The organism is Rhodoferax sp. P1_F3 (genome assembly GCF_056405715.1).
The window spans coordinates 234,847-258,339 of sequence record NZ_JBFUBO010000001.1; the positions used below are offsets into that span (position 1 = coordinate 234,847).

Sequence of the window (23,493 nt, forward strand, 5' to 3'; positions counted from 1 at the left end):
CTTAGCGTCCCAAATACACTTCAATGACGCGCTCGTCCGATTGCACCTGGTCCAGCGTGCCTTGCGCCAGCACCGAGCCATCGCACAGCACGGTAACGATGTCGCTGATGGTGCGGATAAAGCTCATGTCGTGCTCCACCACCATGAGCGAGTGCTTGCCCTTGAGCGTGAGGAACAGCTCGGCCGTGCGCTCAGTTTCCTCGTCGGTCATACCCGCCACAGGTTCGTCCAGCAGCAGCAACTTGGGGTCTTGCATGAGCAGCATGCCGATCTCCAGCCATTGCTTTTGCCCGTGGCTCAGGTTGCCGGCCAGGCGGCCCACGCTATCGGCGAGGTGGATGGTGTGCAGCACCTCAGCCAGGCGGTCGCTCTGGGCCGAGTCCAGCCTGAAGAACATCGAGGCCTTCACGCCCTTGTTGGTCTTCAGGGCCAGCTCCAGGTTCTCGAACACCGTGAGCTGCTCAAACACCGTGGGTTTCTGGAATTTGCGGCCAATGCCAAGCTGCGCAATCTCGGCTTCCTTGAAGCGCAGCAAGTCGATGGTGCTGCCAAAGAATACGGTGCCTGAATTGGGCCGTGTCTTGCCGGTGATGATGTCCATCATCGTGGTCTTGCCTGCACCATTGGGGCCAATGATGCAGCGCAGCTCGCCCGGTGCAATGTCCAGCGACAGCTTGTTGATGGCCTTGAAGCCATCGAAACTCACACTCACGTCTTCGAGATAGAGAATGCGACCATGGGTGACGTCCACCTCACCGGCCTTGGCCACGCGCGAGAAGCCCGCCGCGCGGCCACCTGATTCGGTTTGCCCGGACTGGGCCACCAACGCGGCCATGTGATCCTGGACGCGCTTGGCGCCCTGCTCCAACAGGTCGGGAGTCATGCTTTGCTCCCTTTGAGTTTCTTGATCAAGCCAACCACTCCATCGGGCAGAAACAGGGTCACGCCAATGAACAGCGCACCCAGAAAGTACAACCAGAACTCGGGGTAGGTCACGGTGAGCCAGCTCTTGGCACCGTTGACGATGAAAGCTCCCACCACCGGGCCAATCAGCGTGGCACGGCCACCAACTGCAGCCCAGATGGCAATCTCGATGGAGTTGGCCGGACTCATCTCACTGGGATTGATGATGCCCACCTGCGGCACATACAGCGCACCAGCCACACCGCACATCATGGCCGAGATGACCCAGATGGTGAGCTTGTAGCCAATGGGGTTGTAGCCGCTGAACATGACGCGGGTTTCCGCGTCGCGCACGGCCTGCAGCACACGGCCAAACTTGCTGTTCACCAGCCAGCGTGCCATCAGGAAGAAGACCAGCAGCGTGGCCGCCGTCAGCACAAACAGCGTCATGCGCATGCTGGTGGTGGCAATGGGAATGTCCAGAATGCGCTTGAAATCGGTGAAGCCGTTGTTGCCGCCAAAGCCCGTCTCGTTGCGGAAGAACAGCAGCATGGCCGCAAACGTCATGGCCTGGGTGATGATGGAGAAGTACACGCCCTTGATGCGCGAGCGGAAGGCGAAGAAACCGAAGATCAACGCCACCAGGCCGGGCACCAGCACCACAAACAGCAGCGTGGCGATGAAGCTGCCCGAGAAGGTCCAGTGCCAGGGCAAAGTCTTCCAGTCCAGGAACACCATGAAGTCGGGCAAGGCGCTCTTGTAGTTGCCGTCCAGGCCGATCTGGCGCATGAGGTACATGCCCATGGCGTAGCCGCCCAGTGCAAAGAACACGCCATGGCCCAGGCTCAGGATGCCGGTGTAGCCCCAGATCAGGTCCATGGCCAGCGCGCAGATGGCGTAGCACATGATCTTGGCGACCAGGCCCACCGCAAAGTCGCTGAGGTGGAACACGCTGCCCACGGGCACCAGCAGGTTAAGCACCGGCACCAGCGCGCACAGCACCACCAGGGCGCCCAACCAGGCGCCCCAGCCACTGCGGCTGAGCAAGGGTTGGGGTGACGGGAGAACAAGGGTAGGAACGGGGGAGGTACTCATGCTTCTGCGCTCCGGCCCTTCATGGCAAAGATGCCTTGGGGACGTTTCTGGATAAAGATGATGATGAAGACCAGCACGGCGATCTTGGCCAGCACAGCGCCGGTCCAGCCTTCCAAAAATTTGTTCAGCACACCCAGGCCCAGCGCAGCGTAGACGGTGCCGGCCAACTGGCCCACGCCGCCCAGCACCACCACCATGAACGAGTCCACGATGTAACCCTGGCCCAGGTCTGGCCCCACGTTGCCCACCTGGCTCAGCGCACAGCCGGCCAGGCCCGCAATGCCGCTGCCCAGCGCAAACGCGTAGGTATCGATGCGCGCCGTGTTCACCCCCATGCACGAGGCAATGGGGCGGTTCTGCGTCACACCACGCACGAACAGGCCCAGCCGGGTTTTCTCGATGAGGAACCACACGCCCAGCAGCACCGCAAAGGCAAAGCCCACGATGACCAGACGGTTGTAAGGCAGGGACAAATTGCCCATGACCTGCACGCCACCGCTCATCCAGCTGGGGTTTTCCACGCCCACGTTTTGCGCACCAAAGATCGTACGCACTAGTTGCATGAGCATGAGGCTGATACCCCAGGTGGCCAGCAGTGTTTCCAGTGGCCGGCCGTAGAGAAAGCGGATCACCCCGCGCTCCAGCGCCGCGCCCACCAGAGCCGACGCCATAAAGGCCACGGGCAGCGATGCCAGCAGGTACCAGTCAAACGCGCCGGGGAGGTATTTCTGGAACACGCCCTGCACCACATAGGTGGCGTAGGCACCTATCATCATCAGTTCGCCGTGGGCCATGTTGATCACGCCCATCAGGCCATAGGTAATGGCCAGACCCAGCGCCACCAGCAACAAGATGGAACCCAGGCTGATACCGCTGAAGATGGCCCCCAGCCGGTCGCCCCAGGCCAGGCGCGACTCCAGCGCGCGCAGGCTCTTGTCCAGCGCGGCCTTCACGGGGCCATCGGTCTCAATCTTCAGGCGCTCCACCAATAGCGTCTTCGTGGCAGCCAGGGTACTGTCGCCCAGCGAGCCGGCAGCCTCCAGCCGTTTGGCCGTGTCGGCGCTGCCCAGCAGCGCAGCGGCGCGCAACAGCGTGATCTGCTCCTTGATGTCGGGCACGGTCTCGGCGGCCAGCGCCTTCTCGATCAGTGGCAGCTTGCTCTCGTCCACCTCGCCCTGCAGGGTCTTCACAGCTTCGCGGCGCACTTTCACATCCGTCGAGAGCAGCTTCACCGCGGCCAGCGCCGTGTCCAGCTCGCCGCGCATGCGGTTGTTGTTCATCACGTCTTCGGCGCTGTCGGTCAGCACCACTTCGGCATTGGTCACGGGGTCCACGCCCATGCCGTCCACCACCAGCACCGGGCGGTCGCCCATCACCTTCACGGCATCGTCAGACAGCGCCTGCAGAAAGCGCACGGTGTTGGCATCGGCTCCCGCAACGGCGGCACGCAGGGCTTCGATACGCGCATCGCCCTCGCCCACTGCCATGGCTTTTGCCTCGTTGGCCGTCAGCGCCTGGGCGCGGGTAGCTATCAAAACAATAGCAATGACCAGCACATGAAATAGTCGTTTTGGCATACGCCAACTCTCCGGGTAAATAAAACAAGCCGCCACGGCCCGTACAGGCAGTGGCGGCTTTGGCTAAAGAAAACTTAGCCTCTCCCTGCCTTCGCCTTACTTCTTGACAGGCTCGTCAGGCTTGACGTCGTTGCCTTCGATGTACGGAGACCATGGCTTGGCTTTCACAGGGCCGGGTGTCTTCCACACCACGTTGAACTGGCCGTCGGCCTTGACTTCGCCGATGAACACCGATTTGTGCAAGTGGTGGTTCTTTTCATCCATCTTGGAGACGATGCCGCTTGGCGCCTTGAAGGTCTGGCCGGCCATCGCTGCAATCACCTTGTCCACATCGGTGGACTTGGCTTTCTCCACAGCCTGCTTCCACATGTTGATACCGATGTACGTCGCTTCCATCGGGTCGTTGGTCAGAGGCTTGTCCTTGTGACCAGCAATGCCCTTGGCCTTGGCGTAGTCAGACCACTTCTTGATGAACTCGGTGTTGGTCGGGTTCTTGATGGACATGAAGTAGTTCCAGGCAGCCAGGTGGCCCACGAGTGGCTTTGTGTCCACGCCGCGCAGTTCTTCTTCACCCACGGAGAAGGCAACGACTGGCACGTCCTTGGCCTTCAGGCCGGCGTTACCCAGCTCCTTGTAGAAGGGCACGTTGGAGTCACCGTTGATGGTGGACACCACAGCGGTCTTGCCACCGGCAGCGAATTTCTTCACGTCAGCCACGATGGTCTGGTAATCGCTGTGGCCAAACGGGGTGTACTTCTCGTCGATGTCGGTGTCCTTCACACCCTTGCTGTGCAAGTAGGCGCGCAGGATCTTGTTGGTGGTGCGGGGGTACACATAGTCGGTACCCAGCAGCACCCAACGCTTGGCGCCGCCGCCTTCTTTGCTCATCAGGTAGTCCACTGCAGGAATGGCTTGCTGGTTGGGGGCTGCACCGGTGTAGAACACGTTCTTGGACAGCTCTTCACCTTCGTACTGCACGGGGTAGAACAGCAGGCCGTTCAACTCTTCCAGCACGGGCAAAGCGGATTTGCGAGACACCGAAGTCCAGCAGCCGAAGATGACGGCGACCTTGTCTTGCGTCAGCAACTGTTTGGTTTTCTCCGCAAACAGGGGCCAGTTGGAAGCGGGGTCGACCACCACGGGTTCGAGCTTCTTGCCCAGCACGCCGCCCTTGGCGTTGATTTCGTCAATGGCCATCAGCACGGTGTCTTTCAACACGGTTTCCGAAATAGCCATGGTGCCTGACAAGCTGTGCAGGATACCGACCTTGATGGTGTCTGCGGCGAACGCAGGCACGGCGGACAAGGTGGTCAGGGCGACGGCAGCGGTGAGTGCCTTCAGGGTAAAACGGCGAGAGTTCTGGCGTTGCATGTGGGCTTCTCCGAGGGTTAAAAACTGGTGTCGGCTTGCTTTTACAAACCGATAGAGTGACTGTAGGGATGCCCCCCTGAACTGGAAATACGCCGTGTGGCGTACACCTGCCCTGCAAGTGCCCCAGCCCCCCGGGCACGCACCGGATGACGGCCAGCACGAAACCCTCTACACTGGATGCAGGCACTTGATTTACTCACTTTTTGATAGCTACTCGCGCATATTCCATGGGGGCTAGACGCCGATTTCTCTTGCAACTTGCGGCCACAGGCAGTCTGGCCGGGCTGAGCCACGCGCTGGCCAATGGCAACAAGCCGCTGCCCAATGGCATCCACAGCCTGCGCGGCGAGGTGCGCGTCAACGGCGCCCCCGCGCACGTGGGCCAGGCCGTGCTGCAGGGCGACACGGTGAGTACGGGCGCGCAGAGCGAGGTGGTCTATGTGATGGCCAACAACGCCTACCTGATGCGCAACAACAGCCAAGTGAGTTTTTTGATGGACGGCGCCGTGGGCGTGATGCGCGTGCTCACCGGCAAGGTGCTGTCGGTGTTTGGCCCCGGCGCCAAACGCATCGAAACCGCCACCGCCACCGTGGGCATTCGCGGCACCGCCTGCTACATCGAGACACAGGACACGCAGGTTTACTTTTGCCTGTGCTACGGCACGGCCGACGTCCAGCCCCTGGCCGACGTCAGCCAGGCGCAAACCCTAACCACCCTCTACCACGACCGGCCCATCACGATTGGCGCAGACCGCAGTCGGCCGCTGCTGCAGCCCGCGCCTGTGTTGAACCACCGCGATGCCGAGCTCACGCTGCTCGAAGCCACGGTGGGCCGTGTGCCCCCATTCCATGGGCGCCCCGCGTCCAGCGGCTACTAGCCCGTTCCTACACCGTCTGCACGTAGTCGCCCACCACCTCGGCCATCCAGTCCATGACCACGCGCACGCGCTTGGACAGGTTGCGGCGGTTGGCATACAACAGGGTCTGCGGCATGGGGAGTGCCACATGTTGGGGCAGCACTTCCACCAACAGCCCCTGCTTCAGCAGCAGGTGCACACCCACTGCCGGCGCCTGGATCAGACCCAGACCCGCCAGGCAGGCCGCCGTGTAAGCATCGGCGTTGTTCACGGTGATAGCGCCCTGCATGGGCAGACTCAGCATCTGACCATTCTCGGAATAATCAAAGCCACCGGGCTTGGCACCCAAGGTGCTGGCGTAGTGCACCAGGCGGTGCTGCGCCAGGTCCACCAGCGTATGCGGCGTGCCATATGCCTGCAAGTAGGCCGGACTGACCACATTCACCATGCGCAGCGGCGGCAGCGGGCGCGCCACCAGGCTGGTGTCGCCCACGGGGCCCACACGCAGCACGCAGTCAAAGCCCTCGCGCACCAGGTCCACACGGCGCTCGGTGCTGCTGATCTCCAGCTCCAGCAGCGGGTGCAGGGCCAGCAGCTCCGGCAAGCGCGGAATGACGGCATGGCGCGCCATGCCCGTGCTCATGTCGATGCGCACGCGGCCGCGCAGGTTTTGCACGCCCTGTTGCTGGAACATGGTTTGCACTTCGTCCACATCGGCCAGCAAATCTTTGCAGCGCTCGTAGAAGGCCTGGCCGTCCTGCGTGGGCTGCACCTTGCGCGTGGTGCGGTGCAAAAGGCGCGTGCCCAGCTCGGCCTCCAACTGCTGCACGGCGATGGACACACTGGCCTTGGGCAGGCCCAGCGCGTCCGCCGCCTGCGTGAAGCTGGCCAGCTCGGCCACACGGGTAAAGATCTGCATGCGGTCCAGGGTGCTCATTGTTCAATTATTGCAAACAATGCAATCACCATTGGCATATTTATCAAACTCGTGCCGCTCAATAGACTCGCTTCCATCACCAACCCATCAAGGAAGTTCCTATGTCTACTAGCCCCTCCTCCACCCCCATCGCCCTCGTCACCGGCGGCAGCCGCGGCCTGGGCAAAAACACCGCACTGCACATTGCCAAGAACGGCAGCGACGTCATCCTCACCTACCGCAGCCAAGCCGCCGAGGCACAAGCGGTGGTCGCTGAAATCACGGCGCTGGGCCGCCGCGCCGTGGCGCTGCAACTCGACACCGGCGACAGCGCCAGCTTTGCGGAATTTGCAGCGCAGGTGAAGGCCGCGCTGGCCAGCACCTGGCAGCGTGAACGCTTTGACTTTCTCGTGAACAACGCCGGTGTGGGCGTACATGCCAGCCTGATGGAAACGACGGAGGCGCAGTTCGACACGCTGATGAACATCCACCTGAAGGGCGTGTTCTTTCTTACACAAAAGCTGCTGCCGCTGATGAGCGACGGCGGGCGCATCGTCAACCTCTCCAGCGGCTTGGCCCGCTTTGCGCTGCCCGGCTACGCGGCCTACGGTGCGATGAAGGGCGCGATCGAGACGCTGACGCGCTATATGGCCAAGGAGCTGGGCCCACGTGGCATTGCCGTCAACGTGGTGGCACCCGGCGCGATCGAGACCGACTTTGGTGGCGGCGCTGTGCGCGACAACGCACAGCTCAATGCCTTTGTGGCCGCCAACACCGCGCTAGGCCGCACCGGTGTGCCGGACGATATTGGCGCCATGATTGCCTCATTGCTGACACCGGCCAACCGCTGGGTCAACGCCCAGCGCATCGAAGCGTCGGGCGGCATGTTTCTGTAAGCGCCCGCTGCTACCATGGTCTCCTCCGAGGAGACCTTATGCACACTGGCTCTGCCCCCACCCCATCAACCCGCATCCAGCGCCGCCTTGCCGGGCTGGTCTGCGGCTTAGCTCTCACCTTGTTGGGCGGTTGCGCCGATGTGCACTGGGAGCGCGCGTTTTACGACGGCTTCCAGCGCTGCCCGCCAGGCCGCGGCGCACAGAACGAGTCCTGCGGCAAAGGTCCGGCATATGACCGCTACGAGCAGGAACGCGAGCGCCTGCAGTCGGACAAGCCCAAGCCCGCCACAGACAACAACCCCATCGAAGAAAAGCAGCTCTAGGGCTTAGGCTGCGTCGAAGCGGAAGCTGGACGCGGTGACGCCGCCGAAGATTGCGTCCTCGTGGTAGACGCAGGTCGCGGTGTCGGCCTCAGCCGCCCCCAGCGCCACCATCAGCGGCAACAGGTGCTCTTCACGCGGATGGCACAGGCGGGCCGCAGGGGCCAGTTCCCAGTCCAGCAGGTACTGGGTTCGTTGTGCAGGCGGGGCGACCAGCGCAGCCTGCAGCCAATCGTCAAACGCCTTGGAGGGTGCCTTGGCCTGCGGACCGAAGGCGCGCAGGTTGTGGTAACTCAGGCCACTGCCCACGATGAGCACGCCTTCGTCACGCAACGGTGCCAGGGCACGGCCCAGCGCCAGGTGTTCGGCCGGGTCCAGCCCGGTGCGCAGAGACATTTGCAACACCGGTACCTGGGCCTCGGGGTACATCACAGCCAGTGGCACAAAGGTGCCGTGGTCGTAGCCTCGCTGGCTGTCCAGCGCCGCGGGCAGGCCTACGGCCTCCAACAACCCCTGCACGCGCTGCGCCAGCGCAGGCGCACCGGGTGCGGGATAGACGATTTGGTAAGTATGGGGCGGAAAGCCACCGTAGTCGTACACCATGCCGGGCGCAGGGCTGCTGCCCAGTGTGAAGGCACGGCCCTCCCAGTGCGCGGTGACCATCAAGACGGCCTTGGGTGTTTGGCCCAGTTGGCGTGGAATGTCGGACAGCGACTGGGCCAGCGGTTGCATGGCCGCGGCCATCTCCGGCATGTAGGGCCAAGGGCCGCCGCCGTGTGAGATGAAGTAGGTGGGAAGGCGTTGGGACATGGTGGGTCTCCTTCAAAAATTCAATCGCCCAGATCGATGATCTGGGCCAGCGGCACCTCGAAAGGTGCCTCGTAATCAGCGACCACCCAGGCACGGCGCGGGTGGGCGGCAGCCTCTTGCAACAGCGCCAGCACACAGCGGATAGACGCCTTGTCCAGCGCCGCAAACGGCTCGTCCAACAGCGTGAGCGTGGCCCCCGAGGCTAGGGCCGCGGCCAACCACACCTTGCGCTTGGAGCCGGTGGACAGCATGTACATCGGTTTCTCACGGTGCGGCATCAACCCCAGCGCATCGGTCAAGTCGGCCAGCAGCGCGTCGTCCCAATCCGGGTAGCGCGCGGCGGTGGTTTTGAAAAAATGGGTGGCACTGACTTGGTCAAACGCCCCACTGCGCGGATCCATCCACGCCACCTGCTGGCGGTAGGCCGCGGGCTGGACATGCAAAGACACGCCACCCAGCTGCAGGCTGCTGCCTGGTGCCAACAGATCACCCGCCAGCAAGCGCAGCAGGCTGGTCTTGCCCCGACCCTCGCCACCACCCAGCCAGGTCACACCCGGCGGAATCTGCAACTGCGCAGGCAGCGGCAACCACTGCCCAGCGAAACCAAAGCGCAGGTCCTGCGCCTGCAACACGCAGGGCGTGGCGTCGGGCGAAGTGGGATGGGCGAAGAAGGTCATGACGCAGGGCTGAAGAAACGCATAAAAAAAGCCAGCCACAAGGGCTGGCTTGTGGCCGACGCCGCGCAGGGCTTACTGCTTGACGGCTTCCAGTGCGATGGTAATGGTCACGTCGTCACCCACGTACGGTGCGAACTTGCCAGCATTGAACTCGGTGCGCTTGATGGTGGTGGTGGCTTCTGCGCCAATCACGTCCTTCTTGTTCATGGGGTGGACGGCGGACACGAAGTTCACGATCTTCAGAGTCGCAGGCTTGGTCACGCCCTTGATGGTCAGGTTGCCTTCCACGCTGGCGGGCTTGTCGCCATCAAACACCACCTTGGTGGATTTGAAGGTGGCGGTAGGGAACTTGGCGGTGTCCAGGAAGTCTTCGCCTTGGATGTGGCCGTTGAACGCGGTGAAACCAGTGTCCACAGCCTTCATGTCGATCACTACGTCCACAGAACCGGTCTTGGCGGCCTTGTCAAAGGTGACGGTGCCGGTGGTGTTGTTGAAGCGGCTTTGCTGCGTGGACAGGCCGAAGTGGCTGTACGAGAAGCGGGGGAAGGTGTGCGAGGGGTCCAGGTTGTAGGTCGCGGACTCGGCGCTGGCGGCACCAGCGAAAGCGGAAAGCGCCAGGGCGGCAGCGATGAGGGATGTACGCATGGAAAACTCCTGATTTGCGGGATGGTGAAAAAAAGAAACGAAAAAACTTAGAGCTTGCCCACGCCGGTCAGCGCGAGCTTGAATTTGACCTGCACGTCGTCGGCCACCATGGAGGTGTCGGCCCACTCGTTCTCGCCAATCTTGAAGGCCAGGCGCTTGAGCGGGAACGTGCCGGTGACGGTGGTAGTCGCGCCGCTTTGGGTCAGTGCCACAGGCACCACCACGTCGCGGCTGGCGCCCTTGATGGCGAGCTTGCCGCTCACCTCAAACTTGCCGCTGCCCAAGCCTTTGACGGCCGTGGACTGGAAGGTGGCCTGCGGGAACTTGGCGGTGTTGAACCAGTTGGGGCGTGGCAGCTCGGCGTCACTCTCGGGCACTCCCAGCGTGGCGCTGGCGATGTCAACCGTGAACGCGATCTTGCTGGTGTCGGGCTTGGCGGGGTCGAACGCAATCTGTGCGTCAAACTTCTTGAAGCGGCCTTCCACAGGCACGCCCATCTGCTTGCTTACAAAGACGATTTCGCTTTGGGCGGGTACCAGCTTTTGCTCGGCAAACGCGGCGGATGCTCCCAGCGTGGCTACAGCCAACACGACGGATGCAAGAAGGCGAGAGGTGTTCATACAGGTTCCAGAGTACAAAGGGAGAAAACGAAAATCAGCTGCGGCCGGGCAGCATTCGGCCAATCAGGCCGTCGCGGTCAAACCACTGGTGTTTGAAGGCCGCCGCAGCGTGCAACACCGCCAGGGCCACCAGCGCAAAGGCACTGATCTCATGCCAGGGCTTGATGAGTTCGGACAGGGCCTTGTCGGCAGGCACAAAGTCGGGCAAGGGCAGCACGCCAAACACCACGATGGGGAAGCCCGCGGCCGAGCTGTAGGCCCAGCCAATCAGCGGCACGGCAAAGAACAGTGCGTACAGCGCGTAGTGGGTGGCGTTGTGCGCCCAGTGCTGCCAGGTTGGCATGGCCTGGGCAATGCTGTCAGGCAGCGCTGGTGGGCGGTGCGTGAGGCGCCACAGCAGGCGCAGCACCGACAGCGTCAACAGGGTGATACCCGCCCACTTGTGCCAGTTGTACAGCTTCAGGCGCATGGGCGAGAACGGCAAATCTGCCATGTACAGGCCCACACCGAACAGACCAAAAATTGCCAGCCCCAGCACCCAATGCAGCACGATGGCCACGAAGCTGTAACGCTGGATTGCGGGGACGTCGTTGGAAGTGGAGGAGATTGCCATGCCCCTGAGTCTAGAGGGCATTGGTTTTTTAATTTTGAATTGGATTGACGATCAATTCCAAAATATTTGAATGGAAAAGTTCCCGCACTAGTCCGAATGGACAGGCACGGGTCGATGAGCGGTCAGGGTTTGTGGCCTGAGCGGCGCATCTCACGCAACATGAACAGATACAGGCCCTCTACCTTCTCGCGCGCCCAGGGCGTTTTGCGCAAAAACTTGAGGCTGGAGCCCACGCTGGGCTCAAAGGTAAAGCAGCGCACGGGAATGCGCTCGCCCAGTCCATCCCAGCCATAGTAATCGGCCAGCTCGGTCACGATGGCTTCCAGCGTCTTACCGTGCAGGGGGTTGTTGGCTTGCTTGGCGACGGGGGCGGGTTTGGGCGAATCGGTGCTCATGCGGAGATTGTCGCAGTGTCAGCATCCATGCATGGCAAATCAAAATTCGCTTTACGCAATTAAGGCCCAGCGAGATATTTGTTGAATATCGCATCGTAGGTACCGTCTTTTTTCATCGACCGAAGTGCCAGGTTGTAGGCACTGATGACCTTGGCGTAATCCTTCTTGTTGGTAAACGCCAGATAGCTGGGGATGGCTTCAATGGCCGGGGACAACTCCTTGATCGATCCCGCCAGACCCAGCGTTCTGGCCGAATCGAGGACCACGTGGCGATACGACGGGACCACGTCAACACGATCAACCAGAAGTTTTTTAATACTGGCCGACACGTTATTGGCGACATCCACTTTTTTGAACACCCCTTTTTCCAAAGCCGAATCAAGACGGGGGCCATAGCTGGTTTGGTTGATGATCCCAATGCGCAGCTCTGAAAGCTTGTTCAAATCGCCATCAAAGGTAATGGCCGAGTCTTTGCGAACAAAGAATGCCTGCACCTGGGTGATCAAAACTTCTTCTGTGTAGGTCAAAAACTCCTGACGCTCACGTGTCTGGTAGACCGAAAAAATGCCGTCGATTCTGCCTGCCTTGACTTCAGCAAGGCAACGCGCCCAAGGCATGATGGCAATCTCAACCGAATAACCAGTTCGCTTGAATACTTCATTGATGACGTCGACCAGCAGTCCGGCTTGTTTTCCGTTTTCAACGTAAGCAGTCGGAACACTGTCTGCGGCGGCCAGGACCAGCGTTTGTGCATTGGCATTGGAAACACCCATCGACGCAAGACAGGCCAGCCAGCAGCCGCATTGCAACCACCCCAGTGTCAAGCGCATCAGAGCCATGGCGACCGAGTTAAAGAAGCACCGGCTTGCATCCATTTTCTTCTTTTGGTGAGGTAACAACGACTTCGGAGAAGAAGATTCTCCCGCATGCACCGAATGGTACGGCAGAACACTGCCAAAAGCGCGGCGGGAGGTCTGACTACCCTGCAAACTGCGAATGCAGCGCCGAATGCGTGACATGACCATGCCGACGGTGTAGGTGGCGCAGACATCCCCGTGCGAGATCACTACAAAACTGTCGCAATTCGTAGCGCAATGTCTTTGCGCTACCACCCGGTGGGGCCTACGATTTGTACTGTTGTTGCTGACTCACGATGCCACGGGGCAAGTGACATGCACACAGCAATTACGAGGCAAAGCAAACCATGTCCAATCGCGTTCACCACATGTTCATGTTGGCAAGAGCCATGATGCTGACTGCAGCAATCAGCATTGCCGCTTGTGGCGGAGGGGGCGACAGCGGTAGTACGCAGCCCCCGACTGCCGTGGACCAACTGGTCACCACAACGATGAACGGCGACCCCTTGCAGACGGTGGATATTTACAACACCGCTGGCGCTACACGGGCCATCGTCCTCTTGCACGGGGGCGGCGGCAACAAGAGCGCCATCGCGTACCAAGTGGGCCTGAATAACGATGCCAACATAACCACCTTCAGCACCATCAACTGGGCCTGGCTGGATGCCAACAAGGTGATGCTGGTGGTACCGCAAGGCCAACACATCTCCACTGAGCCAAACGCCACGACTTGGCGCAACTACGCCATGAATTCCGGGCGGGACGACGTGACCTTCCTGCAAGCGCTAGCCGCAAAGATCCGCAGCGAGTACGGCATTTCCAACATCACGCTGATGGGCCACTCCATGGGCGGAGTGATGACCAATCGCATGTGGTGCGAGTCTGCCAACACGTTTAACGCCTACGTCTCGCTGGCCGGTCCGGCGTCGTCGGAGTTCAACAATGGCGCCACGCCGTGCAATCCAGGCAGCAATGCCAAGCCTTACATGGGCATCATTGGCGACAGCGACACGCGCGTGGGTGGTGTCTGGGAGGACGCAACCTGGACGGTGGACACGGCCCTGGTACAAGCTGCAGCGACCGCGTGGGACAACAACGTGGTCATCGGGGAGTTCCATCAACAACAGGCCCGAACCGCCATCGTGTGCAACGGCACTTTGGCCAGCCAAGCTTTTGTCCACTCCGGCAACGTCGACACGTGGACCAGCTGCGCAAGCAAGCTGGTGCTCAAGCGCGTGTTGGGAGCCGAACACGCAGTAGCTTCCATCGACGCGCAAATGGGCTCGTCGTCGAATTTGGACGTCATAAACGCGGCAATTGCCTTTGTCACGGGTTTCTGACACGGTGCCAGAGAGCGCATCAAAAGCTCCTGAATTGATAGCTTCTAGCGCTTACTCCATAAGGGCTAGAGGCCCATTCGATCAATAACTACCCTTCAAACTGCGGATGCAGCTGCCGGATGCGTGACATGGCCATCCCCGCTGCGGCTGTACGTGTCTCCACGCCCAGCTTCACAAACACGCGCTCTAGGTGTTTCTTCACAGTCATGGGGCTGCTGCCCAGAATGTCGCCAATGTCCTTGTTGGTTTTGCCCTTCACCACCCAATACAGCACCTCGGCCTCACGCGCTGTGAGCTTGAAGGACAGGCTCATGGCTTCGATGACGGCGGTGTCGGACACCTCACGCATGACGATGAGCCAATCGCCGCCCGCGTCGCTGTCGCCGATTTGCTGGTGCAAGCGAAAGGTCAGGCGCTTGGGGCCACGCTCCAGGCTCAGTTTGGCGGGCTCGCCACCGCGCTCCAGCGTCTGCACGCAGGCCTGCAGCCAGGTGCGCAGTTCAGGCGGGGTCTGCGGTGCATGGGTGCCGCAGTAGCGCTCTAACAACTCGCGCGCCAACGGGGTTTGCCACATCAGACAGCCATCCGCCGCGCGCACGGTGATGGTGGCGTAGCCAAAGGCGTCCAGCGCATTGCGGGTCTGGCGGCGCTCGCGCGCGCCGGCCAGGTGCACGCCCATGCGGGCCAACACTTCCTTGGGTTTGATGGGCTTGGTCACATAGTCCACACCGCCGCTCTCTAGCGCGGCCACCAAGTACTCGGTCTCCGTCAGCCCGGTCATGAAGATGATGGGAATGTGCGTGGTGTGCGGCGCGGCTTTGAGGCGGCGCGCCACCTCAAAACCGTCCATGCCGGGCATCATCGCATCCAGCAAAATCACATCGGGCAGGCCCTGCGTGGCGCGCTGCAAGGCGGCCTCGCCCGAGGTGGCAATGAGCACGGTGTAGCCCGATTCATCCAGCGCGTCGTGCAGCACCGAGAGGTTGTCGGGCACATCGTCCACGATCAGCACCACGTCGCTGTTGGCGCGGTCCAAGGAGTCAATGGGTGGGGCTTGCATCCAGCGCTTTCTGTAGTTGGGCGGCCATGGACTCGAACTGGTACTGCCGCGCCAGCGCGGCCATGGACTGGGTGAACGCAGCGCATGCGGGGTGGGCAACTTCGATCGCGTCCAGCTTGTTCATGATGCCGCGGTAAAAACCCAGCCGCGCCAGTTCTTGCAGCGCCAGGCACTCACTGCGCGGTGGCAACACTTCGGCCTGCGCGGCAGGCGGCTTGGGTGGCGCGCGCAGCGGGCTGGCAGCCACGTCTTGCCACTGCAGGGAGAGGCGGCGTTCCAGCCAGTCCAGCAGTTCCGAGTGGCGCACGGGCTTGACGATGAAATCTTCGGGCGGCAAGCCCAGGCCGTTATCCAGCCCACGGTCAAACGCATTGGCCGACACGATGGCCACCTGCGGCTGCGCGCCACCCAGTGCGGGGTTGGCGCGGATGCGGCGCAGGGTCTCCCAGCCGTCAATGCCGGGCATGGCCAAGTCCAGCAGCACCACATCGGGCTGCAGGCCGGCGGCCAGCAGGTCCAGACAGTCGTGGCCGCTGGCGGCGGTGCGCACCTCAAAACCCAGCGGCTCCAGCAGGCTCACCAGCAGCTCGCGGTCGGCCTCTTCGTTGTCTACCACCAGCACCTTGCGGCGCGGGCCCAGATAGCCCAAGCGCGGCTTGCGGTTGACGGCAGGCAGCACCGATTCGGCCGGGCCCGCAGGCAAATGCAGCTCGGACAAAAACAGCCGGACCTGAAACACCGAGCCTTCACCCAGCGCCGTGGTAGCCGACAACTCGCCACCCATCAGATCGGTCAGCATCTTGGCAATCGTCAGGCCCAGGCCGGAACCTGCCGTACCGCCCGCCGCGCTGGCGCCGCGCGTGAAGGGCTCGAAGATGCGATCCAAATCGTCCTGAGCCATGCCGGGGCCAGTGTCGCGCACCTCCACCTGGGCCATCTCACGCGCATAGCGCAGGCGCAGCGTCACGCTGCCCTGCTGCGTGAATTTGATGGCATTGCCCAGCAGGTTGAAGAAGATCTGGCGCACGCGTTTTTCATCGGCGCGCACCCATTCGGGAATGGTGCCCTGCACCTCGAAGTGGAACTGCAGACCCTTGGCCGCGGCCTGCAGTTCAAACATGCCAGCGATCTCGTGCATGCCGCTGGCGAACTGCATGGGTTTCACATTCAGCGTGAGCTTGCCGCTCTCGATGTGGGCCATGTCCAACGTGCCCTCGATGAGCGATAACAAATGCTCGCCACCGCGCTTGATGACACTCACGGCTTGTTTGCGGTGTGCGGGAATCGAGGCATCTTCACCCATGAGCTGCGCGTAGCCCAGGATGCTGTTGAGCGGCGTGCGCAGCTCGTGGCTGATTGCGCTGATGTAGCGGCTCTTGGCCTGGTTGGCGGCTTCGGCGGCCTGCTTGGCGCGCTCGGCCAGTAGCTTGGCGTCTTGCAGGGCCTCGTCGGTCTGGCGGTGTGATTCGATCTCGCGCATCAGCAAATGGGTTTGTCGGTTCGACTCTTCCTGCGCCACCTGGCGACTCTTGTGCGCCAGCACCAGCCACCACGCCACGATGCCCGACATCAGCATCAGCGCGGCAAACGCCTTGGTAAAGCCCGAGCGCAGCGCGGCCTGCAGTGCGGCCTGCTGTTCGGTCATGGCGGCCAGCGCGCCCAGTTCCTGCGTGTAGAACATGCCAAACACCGTGGCCAGCAACGGCACGATGATGAGCATGAGCAAAATGAAATGGCCCAGCCCCGTGTCCAAAAACGGCCACACGGGCTTGGGCAGCAGCCAGCGCAGCGCGGCCGACCACTGGGTGGACAGATTGGCGTGCGGTTTGCACACATCGCCACAGCGCGCGTCCAGCGTGCAGCACAGCGAGCAGATGGGCCCTTGGTAGGCCGGGCAGTGGGCCATGTCGGGGCCTTCGTACTCGCGCTCGCAAATCACGCAGCGGCGCACGGCCAGGCGCGCATAGCTGCCCTCGCCCTGCGCCTCCGACGGCTGGCGCGCCAAGTAGTACTTGCCTTTCGTGGCCCAGGCAATCAGGGGCGCGGTGACCATGGCGGTCACCAAGGCCACCACCGCGGAGAACGCCTTGGCCAGTTCGCCAAAGAACCCCAGGTACGCCGCAATCGACAGCCCGGACGCCAGCGCCATGGCACCCACCCCCACGGGGTTGATGTCGAACAGGTAGGCGCGCTTGAACTCGATGCCCTTGGGTGACAGGCCCAGCGGCTTGTTGATGACCAGGTCGGCCACCACGGCCATGATCCAGGCAATGGCGATGTTGGAGTACAGGCCCAGCACATCGCCCAGCGCCTGGAACACATTCATCTCCATCAGCATGAAGGCGATGACGCTGTTGAACAGCACCCACACCACGCGCCCCGGGTGGCTGTGCGTCAGGCGCGAGAAGAAGTTGCTCCAGGCCAGCGAGCCGGCGTAGGCGTTAGTCACATTGATCTTGAGCTGCGACACCACCACAAACACGGCGGTGGCCGCCACCGCCCAGCCCAACGAGGGAAATACGTACTCATAGGCCGCGAGGTACATCTGGTTCGGGTCCACCGCACGGTCGGTAGGCACGCTGTGCTGGATGGCCAGGTAGGCCAAGTAGGCGCCGCCCAACATTTTGACGACGCCCAGAATCACCCAGCCCGGCCCACCCACCAGCACGCCCAGCCACCAGCTGCGGCGGTTGCCCGCGGTTTGCGCGGGCATGAAGCGCAGGTAATCGGCCTGCTCCCCCATTTGGGTGATTAAGGCAATGCCCACCGTCAATGCAGCACCAAACAAGTGCAGATTAAAGACGCCGCCTTGGCCTAATTCACCGCCGTAGTGCGTAATGCCGCTAAACACCGCAGGATCACGCACCAAAACAAAGCCGAATGGCACCACCAACATTACCAGCCACAGCGGCTGGGTCCAGATCTGCAGGCGACTGATGGTGGACACGCCGTGGGTGACCAGCGGAATCACCACCAGCGCGCAGATCAGGTAACCCCAGGTGGGCGGGATGTCCAGCGCCAGTTCCAGCGCATAGGCCATGACGGCCGCCTCCAGCGCAAAGAAGATGAACGTGAACGACGCGTAGATGAGCGAGGTGAGCGTGGAGCCGATGTAGCCAAAGCCCGCGCCGCGGGTCAGCAGGTCCATGTCCACCCCGTAGCGCGCGGCGTACACGCTGATCGGCAGGCCCGCCAGAAAAATCACCAGCCCCGTGGCCAGGATGGCCCACAGCGCATTCACATAGCCGTACTGCACCAGCAGCGTGGCACCCACGGCTTCTAGGATCAAAAACGAGGAGGCACCAAACGCCGTGTTGGCCACCCGGAAGGTGGACCATTTGCGAAAGCGCTGCGGCGCGTAGCGCAGCGCGTAGTCCTCCATGGTCTCGCTGGCCACCCAGTTGTTGTAGTCGCGGCGGATTTTCACCACCCGCTGGGCGGGGGCTTCGGCTGGCTGCGGCAAGGAGGGCGGGGTGTGCACAGCACCGGGGGTGCAGATTTCATGCCACACGCGCCGGGACCGCCCTGTAGCGGGCGCGCCACTGCGTCATTTGGCGTATGGACACCCACAGGGGCACGCGGATTGCTTACAGTGCAGTGTCCCGTTTACCGAACAGCCACCATAAGACCGCCATGGAACTTACACCCCGCGAAAAAGACAAGCTGCTCATCTTCACCGCCGGCCTGTTGGCCGAACGGCGCAAGGCCCGCGGCCTGAAGCTCAACTACCCTGAAGCCATCGCCCTGATCAGCTGCGCCGTGATGGAGGGCGCCCGCGACGGCAAGACCGTGGCCCAGCTCATGAGCGAAGGCCGCGCGGTACTAACCCGTGCCGACGTGATGGACGGCATCGCCGAAATGATTCCCGACATCCAGGTGGAAGCCACCTTCCCCGACGGGACCAAGCTGGTCACCGTGCACCAACCCATACTATGAAACACCCCCCGGCTTGCCCACTGCGTGTGGCCGCTTTCCCCCTTGCAGGGGGCAACACCGGTGGCCCGGCAAAGCCGGTTCCACGGTGTTCCTGACAAAAACAACATCCCTCCTCTCGCCAATTTTTGGAGATTTCATGCGACCTTCATTGAAAAATGCTCTTCTTTTGATAGCTACTTGCGCAATATCCACGGGGGCTAGCGCCCATACCGGCCATGGAACCGAGAGTTTCATGGAAGGTCTGGCGCACCCCTTCGGCCTGGACCACCTGCTTGCCATGCTGGCCGTGGGCGTCTGGTCGGTCAGCGCCTTGCCCGCCCCTAAGGCCTGGCAAGGCCCAGCAACCTTCCTGTTGGCCCTGGTGGCAAGCGCCGTGCTGGGCGCCAGCGGCGTGACGCTGCCCTACTTGGAGCACGCGATTGCGCTGTCCGTGGTGCTGTTCGGCGCCATGCTGATCGTCGCTGCCAAGCCACTGCCCAAAGCCTTGGGCCTGGGGCTCATCGCCGCTGCCGCATCGCTGCACGGCCTGGCCCATGGGGCTGAGACGCCAGAGACCGGTTTTGGCGGCTACGCCGTCGGCTTTCTGCTGACCACCACCGCGCTGCATCTGGGCGGCGTGGGCCTGGGCCTCGCCATCCGCCGCTGGCTGGCCACGCGCAGTACCGCAGTGCTGGGCAGCTTGGGCACCTTGCTGGGCGTTGCCGGCATCTACCTGTTCATCCACGTCTGAGGGCCGAAACATGACCCCCGGAGAAATACTCTGCGATGAGGGCGAACACGCCCTCAACACCGGCCGCCGCACGTTGACGGTGGTGGTGCAAAACACGGCGGACCGCCCCATCCAGGTCGGCTCGCACTACCACTTTGCCGAGACCAATGGCGCGCTGGGCTTTGACCGCGCTGCCGCGCAAGGCATGCGGCTCAACATCCCTTCCGGCTCGGCGGTGCGCTTTGAGCCCGGCCAACAACGCACCGTGGAGCTGGTGGATTTGGCCGGTGACCGCGTGGTCTATGGCTTTCGCGGCCTCGTACAAGGAAAGCTTTGACTATGGCAACAATTGGACGCCGCGCCTACGCGGAAATTTTTGGCCCCACCACCGGTGACCGCGTGCGCCTGGCCGACACCGGCCTGCTCATCGAGGTGGAGAAGGACTGCACCCTCGCCGCCGGTGCCTATGGCGAAGAGGTGAAGTTTGGTGGTGGCAAGACCATCCGCGACGGCATGGCGCAATCGCAAAGAACGCGGGCTGAAGGTGCCGTGGACTGCGTGATGACCAACGCGCTGATCCTGGACCACTGGGGCATCGTCAAGGCCGACATTGGCCTCAAGGGCGGTCGCATCGTCGCCATCGGCAAGGCCGGCAACCCTGACACCCAGCCGGGTGTGGACATCATCATCGGGCCCGGCACCGAAGTCATCAGTTGCGAGGGCAACATCGTCACCGCCGGCGGCATCGACAGCCACATCCATTTCATTTGCCCGCAGCAGATCGAAGAGGCCATGGCCAGCGGCGTGACCACCATGCTGGGCGGCGGCACTGGCCCGGCCACGGGTACCTTTGCCACCACCTGCACGCCCGGCCCCTGGAATATCGAGCGCATGCTGCAGGCGGCGGACGCCTTCCCCATGAACCTGGGCTTTCTGGGCAAGGGCAATGCGTCATTGCCCGCCGCGCTGCACGAGCAGATCAACGCCGGCGTGATTGGACTGAAGCTCCACGAAGACTGGGGCACCACGCCCAGCGCCATCAGCAACTGCCTGGACGTGGCAGACGAAACTGACACGCAGGTCGCCATCCACTCCGATACGCTCAATGAATCGGGCTTTGTCGAGAACACCATTGCCGCCACAAAGGGCCGCGGCCTGTGCGCCTTCCACACCGAAGGCGCTGGCGGCGGGCACGCGCCCGACATCCTGCGTGTGGTGGGGCAAGACAACTTCCTGCCCAGCTCCACCAACCCCACCATGCCCTACACCCAGAACACGCTGGACGAGCATGTGGACATGCTCATGGTCTGCCACCACCTGGACGCAGGCATTGCCGAAGATTTGGCCTTTGCCGAAAGCCGCATCCGCAAGGAAACCATTGCGGCCGAAGACATCCTGCACGACATGGGTGCCATCAGCATGATGAGCAGCGACAGCCAGGCCATGGGGCGCGTGGGTGAGGTCATCATTCGTACCTGGCAGACGGCCGACAAGATGAAGGCCCAGCGCGGCACGCTACCAGAAGACTCAGTGCGCAACGACAACTTCCGTGCCAAACGCTATGTGGCCAAGTACACCATCAACCCGGCCATCGCCCACGGCATCAGCCACGAAGTGGGCTCGATTGAAGTGGGCAAGTGGGCCGACCTGGTGGTATGGAAGCCGGCCTTCTTTGGCGTGAAGCCCGCCGTCATTCTCAAAGGCGGCTTCATTGCGTTTGCCGCCATGGGCGACCCCAATGCCTCCATCCCCACGCCGCAGCCCGTGCATTACCGCCCCATGTTCGGCAGCTTTGGCGGCGCGCTGCACAAGGGCTCGTTCACTTTCGTGTCGCAAGCCGGCTTGAATGCTGGTGTAAAGGAACGCTTTGGTCTGGCCAAGAACGTGGCCGCGGTGAAGAACATCCGCGGCGTGCGCAAGCAGCACATGGTGCACAACAGCTACCTGCCCACCATGGAGATCGACGCGCAGACCTACACCGTGCGCGCCGACGGCCAGTTGCTGACCTGCGAACCGGCGGTCAAGCTGCCGATGGCACAGCGCTACTTCCTGTTCTGAGTGCATGCAGCCAAAGCCATTGCATATCCGGCTGGATGACCTGAGCGACCCCCGCATTGCCCGTTTCCTGGAGGAGCACCTGCAGGACATGCGCGCCACCTCGCCACCCGAGAGCGTGCATGCGCTGGATCTGTCCAAGCTACGCGACCCCAGCGTGCACTTCTGGTCGGCTTGGCTGCCTGCAGACGACACGCCAGGTGCCAGCGATGGCGTGCTGGTGGGCACTGGCGCCATCAAACGCCTGGATGCGCGCCATGCGGAACTCAAGTCCATGCGCACCGCCAGCGTGTTTCGCGGCCAGGGTTTTGCCAAACAAGTCCTGCTGCACGTCCTGGCCCAAGCGCGTGCGCTGGGGTTTCAACGCCTGAGCCTGGAGACTGGCACCCAGCCCTTCTTCGCCCCGGCACACCAGCTTTACCTGGCGCATGGCTTCGAGCCCTGCGGCCCATTTGGCAACTACACGCCAGACCCGAACAGCCGCTACCTGACGCGGGCTTTGTAGCACGCAGGGGGCCTGCGGGCGGCTGCGCCACAATCAGCCATCTTCCCTGCTCCGCCATCGACCATGCTTCTACAACGCCACACTTGGCTCATCCTTGCTACCGCTTTGGCCTGCGGTGCAAGCCTTGCCGCCCCCGACGAAGACCTATTGGGCAAAGCGGCGGGCTACCCCGTGGCCCCGCGGCTGGGTCAGGCGTTTCAGGAGGCCTACCGTGTGGGCTCCTTCAGCGCCATGGACAGCATCTCACCCCATTGCACATTGCCTGCATCCGCGCAGCCCCAGCCGCTACCCAAGGCGGCCCGCGAACCCACCTTCCGCTACCAGTTTGACGGCAAGAGCCTGACGCTGGACGACTACATGCAGCGCCAGCGCGCCACGGCGGTGCTGGTGCTCAAGGACGGGCAGATCGTGGCCGAGCGCAGCAACTACGACCGCAAGCCCGAACACCGTCTGCTGTCCAACTCCATGGCCAAGACCATTGTGGCGCTGGGCTTTGGCAAGGCCCTGGAAGAAGGCCATATCCGCTCGCTGGACGACACCGCCGCCACCTACGAGCCCAAACTGGCTGGCACGCTGTATGGGCAAACCAAGATCATCAACCTGATGCGCATGGCCTCGGGCGCCCAGTTTGTGGAAGACTATTCGGGCAAGGACGACCTGGCCCGCTTCAATCAGACCACGCGCACGCGAGGCAACGCCGCGGGTGCGCAGGTCATCACCGAGCGCGTGGCGCCCGAGGGCACGCTGTTCAACTACGCCAGTGCCGAGACCCAGATGCTGGGCCTGGTGTTGCGCGGCGCCACGGGCCAGAGCCTGTGCCAGTACATCGGCGAAAAAATCTGGCAACCGCTGGGGGCTGAGTCCGCCGCCACCTGGCTCACCAATGCCGTGGACCAAACCGAATTGGCCGCGGGCAATTTCAACGCCACCGTGCACGACTACGCCCGCCTGGGCCTGATGCTGGCCAATGACGGGCAGCGCGATGGCAAGGCCATCATCGCCCGCGACTACCTGCTGCGCATGACCGAGGCCAGCCAGCAGCCCCCGGCCTTCCGGCCCGGCACCATGCAGAACAAGGGCAGCACTTACATGGGCTATGGCCTGCAAACCTGGCTGCTACCAGGCAGCCACCGCCGTTTTGTGCTGCTGGGCATTTACGGCCAAGCCATCCTGGTGGACCCGGACCTCAAACTCGTCGTCGTGCACATGGCGGTGGCGAAGGACGCCTCGGGCGACGCCAGCGGCACCCGCATGGGCGTGGAGCGCGGCGCGCTGTGGCGCGGCATAGTGGCGGCCTACGGCGCCTGGTAAGGAATAGTCGCGCTCCGGCAAACCG

General features: G+C 62.6%; 24 protein-coding genes. 10 read left to right on the plus strand and 14 right to left on the minus strand.

Annotated elements, in window-relative coordinates; translation table 11 throughout:
• Position 1: 1 nt before the first annotated feature.
• The 4 genes from urtD to urtA form a co-directional block, all read right to left on the minus strand.
• Positions 2 to 883, minus strand: coding sequence for an urea ABC transporter ATP-binding protein UrtD (gene urtD / locus AC1DZ5_RS01175; protein ID WP_477885213.1), 882 nt, complete (start codon positions 881 to 883; stop codon positions 2 to 4).
• The gene (gene urtC, locus AC1DZ5_RS01180) at positions 880 to 1,998 is read right to left on the minus strand and encodes an urea ABC transporter permease subunit UrtC (RefSeq protein ID WP_477885215.1); all 1,119 of its coding nucleotides are present in this window, start codon (positions 1,996 to 1,998) and stop codon (positions 880 to 882) included. Before urtC ends, urtD begins: the two co-directional genes overlap by 4 nt.
• Positions 1,995 to 3,575 (minus strand): urea ABC transporter permease subunit UrtB, encoded by a 1,581-nt coding sequence (urtB, locus tag AC1DZ5_RS01185; RefSeq protein ID WP_477885217.1) that lies wholly within the window; start codon positions 3,573 to 3,575, stop codon positions 1,995 to 1,997. Before urtB ends, urtC begins: the two co-directional genes overlap by 4 nt.
• 96 nt (positions 3,576 to 3,671) lie before the next feature.
• Complete coding sequence (gene urtA, locus AC1DZ5_RS01190) at positions 3,672 to 4,946, minus strand: urea ABC transporter substrate-binding protein (RefSeq protein WP_477885219.1); 1,275 nt, start codon at positions 4,944 to 4,946, stop codon at positions 3,672 to 3,674.
• A 251-nt stretch (positions 4,947 to 5,197) separates the two neighbouring features.
• Between urtA and AC1DZ5_RS01195 the strand changes: the two genes are divergently transcribed.
• Positions 5,198 to 5,824: a FecR domain-containing protein gene (locus tag AC1DZ5_RS01195; protein WP_477885221.1), complete on the plus strand. Its 627-nt coding sequence runs from the start codon at positions 5,198 to 5,200 to the stop codon at positions 5,822 to 5,824.
• Positions 5,825 to 5,831: 7 nt separating this feature from the next.
• Here the strand turns inward: AC1DZ5_RS01195 and AC1DZ5_RS01200 are convergent, their stop codons facing one another.
• Positions 5,832 to 6,740, minus strand: a complete 909-nt coding sequence (locus AC1DZ5_RS01200) for a LysR family transcriptional regulator (RefSeq protein ID WP_477885223.1) — start codon at positions 6,738 to 6,740, stop codon at positions 5,832 to 5,834.
• Positions 6,741 to 6,841: 101 nt separating this feature from the next.
• Between AC1DZ5_RS01200 and AC1DZ5_RS01205 the strand changes: the two genes are divergently transcribed.
• Together AC1DZ5_RS01205 and AC1DZ5_RS01210 are read left to right on the plus strand one after the other, a co-directional pair.
• On the plus strand, positions 6,842 to 7,615 hold the full coding sequence (locus tag AC1DZ5_RS01205; RefSeq protein ID WP_477885225.1) for an SDR family NAD(P)-dependent oxidoreductase: 774 nt from the start codon (positions 6,842 to 6,844) through the stop codon (positions 7,613 to 7,615).
• Between the two features lie 38 nt (positions 7,616 to 7,653).
• Positions 7,654 to 7,938: a hypothetical protein gene (locus tag AC1DZ5_RS01210; protein WP_477885227.1), complete on the plus strand. Its 285-nt coding sequence runs from the start codon at positions 7,654 to 7,656 to the stop codon at positions 7,936 to 7,938.
• Positions 7,939 to 7,941: 3 nt separating this feature from the next.
• On the opposite strand, the gene AC1DZ5_RS01215 is transcribed toward AC1DZ5_RS01210, so the two are convergent.
• The 7 genes from AC1DZ5_RS01215 to AC1DZ5_RS01245 all read right to left on the minus strand — a co-directional run bounded on the left by AC1DZ5_RS01215 (position 7,942) and on the right by AC1DZ5_RS01245 (position 12,720).
• Positions 7,942 to 8,745 carry a DODA-type extradiol aromatic ring-opening family dioxygenase gene (locus tag AC1DZ5_RS01215; RefSeq protein ID WP_477885229.1) on the minus strand — a complete coding sequence of 268 codons (804 nt, stop codon included), beginning with the start codon at positions 8,743 to 8,745 and terminating at the stop codon, positions 7,942 to 7,944.
• A gap of 20 nt (positions 8,746 to 8,765) precedes the next feature.
• Complete coding sequence (locus AC1DZ5_RS01220) at positions 8,766 to 9,422, minus strand: ABC transporter ATP-binding protein (protein WP_477885231.1); 657 nt, start codon at positions 9,420 to 9,422, stop codon at positions 8,766 to 8,768.
• Positions 9,423 to 9,494: 72 nt separating this feature from the next.
• Entirely contained in the window at positions 9,495 to 10,067 is a 573-nt protein-coding gene (locus tag AC1DZ5_RS01225; protein ID WP_477885233.1) for a YceI family protein, read from the minus strand.
• Positions 10,068 to 10,114: 47 nt separating this feature from the next.
• Positions 10,115 to 10,687, minus strand: coding sequence for a YceI family protein (locus AC1DZ5_RS01230; RefSeq protein WP_477885235.1), 573 nt, complete (start codon positions 10,685 to 10,687; stop codon positions 10,115 to 10,117).
• Between the two features lie 34 nt (positions 10,688 to 10,721).
• Complete coding sequence (locus AC1DZ5_RS01235) at positions 10,722 to 11,300, minus strand: cytochrome b (RefSeq protein WP_477885237.1); 579 nt, start codon at positions 11,298 to 11,300, stop codon at positions 10,722 to 10,724.
• Between the two features lie 122 nt (positions 11,301 to 11,422).
• Positions 11,423 to 11,695: a VF530 family protein gene (locus AC1DZ5_RS01240; protein WP_477885239.1), complete on the minus strand. Its 273-nt coding sequence runs from the start codon at positions 11,693 to 11,695 to the stop codon at positions 11,423 to 11,425.
• Positions 11,696 to 11,754: 59 nt separating this feature from the next.
• A complete protein-coding gene (locus AC1DZ5_RS01245) occupies positions 11,755 to 12,720 on the minus strand; it encodes a substrate-binding periplasmic protein (protein WP_477885241.1) in 966 nt (321 codons plus the stop codon).
• A gap of 179 nt (positions 12,721 to 12,899) precedes the next feature.
• Between AC1DZ5_RS01245 and AC1DZ5_RS01250 the strand changes: the two genes are divergently transcribed.
• Positions 12,900 to 13,892 (plus strand): alpha/beta fold hydrolase, encoded by a 993-nt coding sequence (locus tag AC1DZ5_RS01250; RefSeq protein WP_477885243.1) that lies wholly within the window; start codon positions 12,900 to 12,902, stop codon positions 13,890 to 13,892.
• Positions 13,893 to 13,980: 88 nt separating this feature from the next.
• Here the strand turns inward: AC1DZ5_RS01250 and AC1DZ5_RS01255 are convergent, their stop codons facing one another.
• Entirely contained in the window at positions 13,981 to 14,952 is a 972-nt protein-coding gene (locus AC1DZ5_RS01255) for a response regulator (RefSeq protein ID WP_477885245.1), read from the minus strand.
• Entirely contained in the window at positions 14,933 to 18,415 is a 3,483-nt protein-coding gene (locus AC1DZ5_RS01260) for a hybrid sensor histidine kinase/response regulator (protein ID WP_477885247.1), read from the minus strand. The genes AC1DZ5_RS01255 and AC1DZ5_RS01260 overlap by 20 nt, the downstream gene beginning before the upstream one ends.
• A 170-nt stretch (positions 18,416 to 18,585) precedes the next feature.
• On the opposite strand from AC1DZ5_RS01260, the gene ureA reads away from it, so the two are divergent.
• The 6 genes from ureA to AC1DZ5_RS01290 all read left to right on the plus strand — a co-directional run bounded on the left by ureA (position 18,586) and on the right by AC1DZ5_RS01290 (position 23,468).
• Positions 18,586 to 18,888, plus strand: a complete 303-nt coding sequence (gene ureA, locus AC1DZ5_RS01265; protein WP_477885249.1) for an urease subunit gamma — start codon at positions 18,586 to 18,588, stop codon at positions 18,886 to 18,888.
• A 136-nt stretch (positions 18,889 to 19,024) separates the two neighbouring features.
• Positions 19,025 to 19,618 carry a HupE/UreJ family protein gene (locus AC1DZ5_RS01270; protein ID WP_477885251.1) on the plus strand — a complete coding sequence of 198 codons (594 nt, stop codon included), beginning with the start codon at positions 19,025 to 19,027 and terminating at the stop codon, positions 19,616 to 19,618.
• A gap of 10 nt (positions 19,619 to 19,628) precedes the next feature.
• The gene (locus AC1DZ5_RS01275) at positions 19,629 to 19,934 is read left to right on the plus strand and encodes an urease subunit beta (protein ID WP_315478770.1); all 306 of its coding nucleotides are present in this window, start codon (positions 19,629 to 19,631) and stop codon (positions 19,932 to 19,934) included.
• Between the two features lie 2 nt (positions 19,935 to 19,936).
• Positions 19,937 to 21,655: an urease subunit alpha gene (gene ureC, locus AC1DZ5_RS01280; protein WP_477885254.1), complete on the plus strand. Its 1,719-nt coding sequence runs from the start codon at positions 19,937 to 19,939 to the stop codon at positions 21,653 to 21,655.
• A gap of 4 nt (positions 21,656 to 21,659) precedes the next feature.
• Entirely contained in the window at positions 21,660 to 22,157 is a 498-nt protein-coding gene (locus AC1DZ5_RS01285; RefSeq protein WP_477885256.1) for a GNAT family N-acetyltransferase, read from the plus strand.
• A gap of 63 nt (positions 22,158 to 22,220) precedes the next feature.
• Positions 22,221 to 23,468, plus strand: a complete 1,248-nt coding sequence (locus tag AC1DZ5_RS01290; RefSeq protein WP_477885258.1) for a serine hydrolase domain-containing protein — start codon at positions 22,221 to 22,223, stop codon at positions 23,466 to 23,468.
• The last annotated feature ends 25 nt before the right edge of the window (positions 23,469 to 23,493 follow it).

What these genes read in the sequence shown, in the direction of transcription:
- urtB (WP_477885217.1), bottom strand. Translation starts at nt 3,575, where the DNA reads ATGCCAAAACGACTATTTCATGTGCTGGTCATTGCTATTGTTTTGATA.
- AC1DZ5_RS01240 (WP_477885239.1), bottom strand. Translation starts at nt 11,695, where the DNA reads ATGAGCACCGATTCGCCCAAACCCGCCCCCGTCGCCAAGCAAGCCAAC.
- AC1DZ5_RS01290 (WP_477885258.1), top strand. Translation starts at nt 22,221, where the DNA reads ATGCTTCTACAACGCCACACTTGGCTCATCCTTGCTACCGCTTTGGCC.
- urtD (WP_477885213.1), bottom strand. Translation starts at nt 883, where the DNA reads ATGACTCCCGACCTGTTGGAGCAGGGCGCCAAGCGCGTCCAGGATCAC.
- AC1DZ5_RS01230 (WP_477885235.1), bottom strand. Translation starts at nt 10,687, where the DNA reads ATGAACACCTCTCGCCTTCTTGCATCCGTCGTGTTGGCTGTAGCCACG.
- AC1DZ5_RS01200 (WP_477885223.1), bottom strand. Translation starts at nt 6,740, where the DNA reads ATGAGCACCCTGGACCGCATGCAGATCTTTACCCGTGTGGCCGAGCTG.
- AC1DZ5_RS01225 (WP_477885233.1), bottom strand. Translation starts at nt 10,067, where the DNA reads ATGCGTACATCCCTCATCGCTGCCGCCCTGGCGCTTTCCGCTTTCGCT.
- ureC (WP_477885254.1), top strand. Translation starts at nt 19,937, where the DNA reads ATGGCAACAATTGGACGCCGCGCCTACGCGGAAATTTTTGGCCCCACC.
- AC1DZ5_RS01245 (WP_477885241.1), bottom strand. Translation starts at nt 12,720, where the DNA reads ATGGTCATGTCACGCATTCGGCGCTGCATTCGCAGTTTGCAGGGTAGT.
- AC1DZ5_RS01210 (WP_477885227.1), top strand. Translation starts at nt 7,654, where the DNA reads ATGCACACTGGCTCTGCCCCCACCCCATCAACCCGCATCCAGCGCCGC.
- AC1DZ5_RS01270 (WP_477885251.1), top strand. Translation starts at nt 19,025, where the DNA reads ATGCGACCTTCATTGAAAAATGCTCTTCTTTTGATAGCTACTTGCGCA.
- urtC (WP_477885215.1), bottom strand. Translation starts at nt 1,998, where the DNA reads ATGAGTACCTCCCCCGTTCCTACCCTTGTTCTCCCGTCACCCCAACCC.
- AC1DZ5_RS01285 (WP_477885256.1), top strand. Translation starts at nt 21,660, where the DNA reads ATGCAGCCAAAGCCATTGCATATCCGGCTGGATGACCTGAGCGACCCC.
- AC1DZ5_RS01250 (WP_477885243.1), top strand. Translation starts at nt 12,900, where the DNA reads ATGTCCAATCGCGTTCACCACATGTTCATGTTGGCAAGAGCCATGATG.
- ureA (WP_477885249.1), top strand. Translation starts at nt 18,586, where the DNA reads ATGGAACTTACACCCCGCGAAAAAGACAAGCTGCTCATCTTCACCGCC.
- AC1DZ5_RS01205 (WP_477885225.1), top strand. Translation starts at nt 6,842, where the DNA reads ATGTCTACTAGCCCCTCCTCCACCCCCATCGCCCTCGTCACCGGCGGC.
- urtA (WP_477885219.1), bottom strand. Translation starts at nt 4,946, where the DNA reads ATGCAACGCCAGAACTCTCGCCGTTTTACCCTGAAGGCACTCACCGCT.
- AC1DZ5_RS01220 (WP_477885231.1), bottom strand. Translation starts at nt 9,422, where the DNA reads ATGACCTTCTTCGCCCATCCCACTTCGCCCGACGCCACGCCCTGCGTG.
- AC1DZ5_RS01215 (WP_477885229.1), bottom strand. Translation starts at nt 8,745, where the DNA reads ATGTCCCAACGCCTTCCCACCTACTTCATCTCACACGGCGGCGGCCCT.
- AC1DZ5_RS01255 (WP_477885245.1), bottom strand. Translation starts at nt 14,952, where the DNA reads ATGCAAGCCCCACCCATTGACTCCTTGGACCGCGCCAACAGCGACGTG.
- AC1DZ5_RS01275 (WP_315478770.1), top strand. Translation starts at nt 19,629, where the DNA reads ATGACCCCCGGAGAAATACTCTGCGATGAGGGCGAACACGCCCTCAAC.
- AC1DZ5_RS01235 (WP_477885237.1), bottom strand. Translation starts at nt 11,300, where the DNA reads ATGGCAATCTCCTCCACTTCCAACGACGTCCCCGCAATCCAGCGTTAC.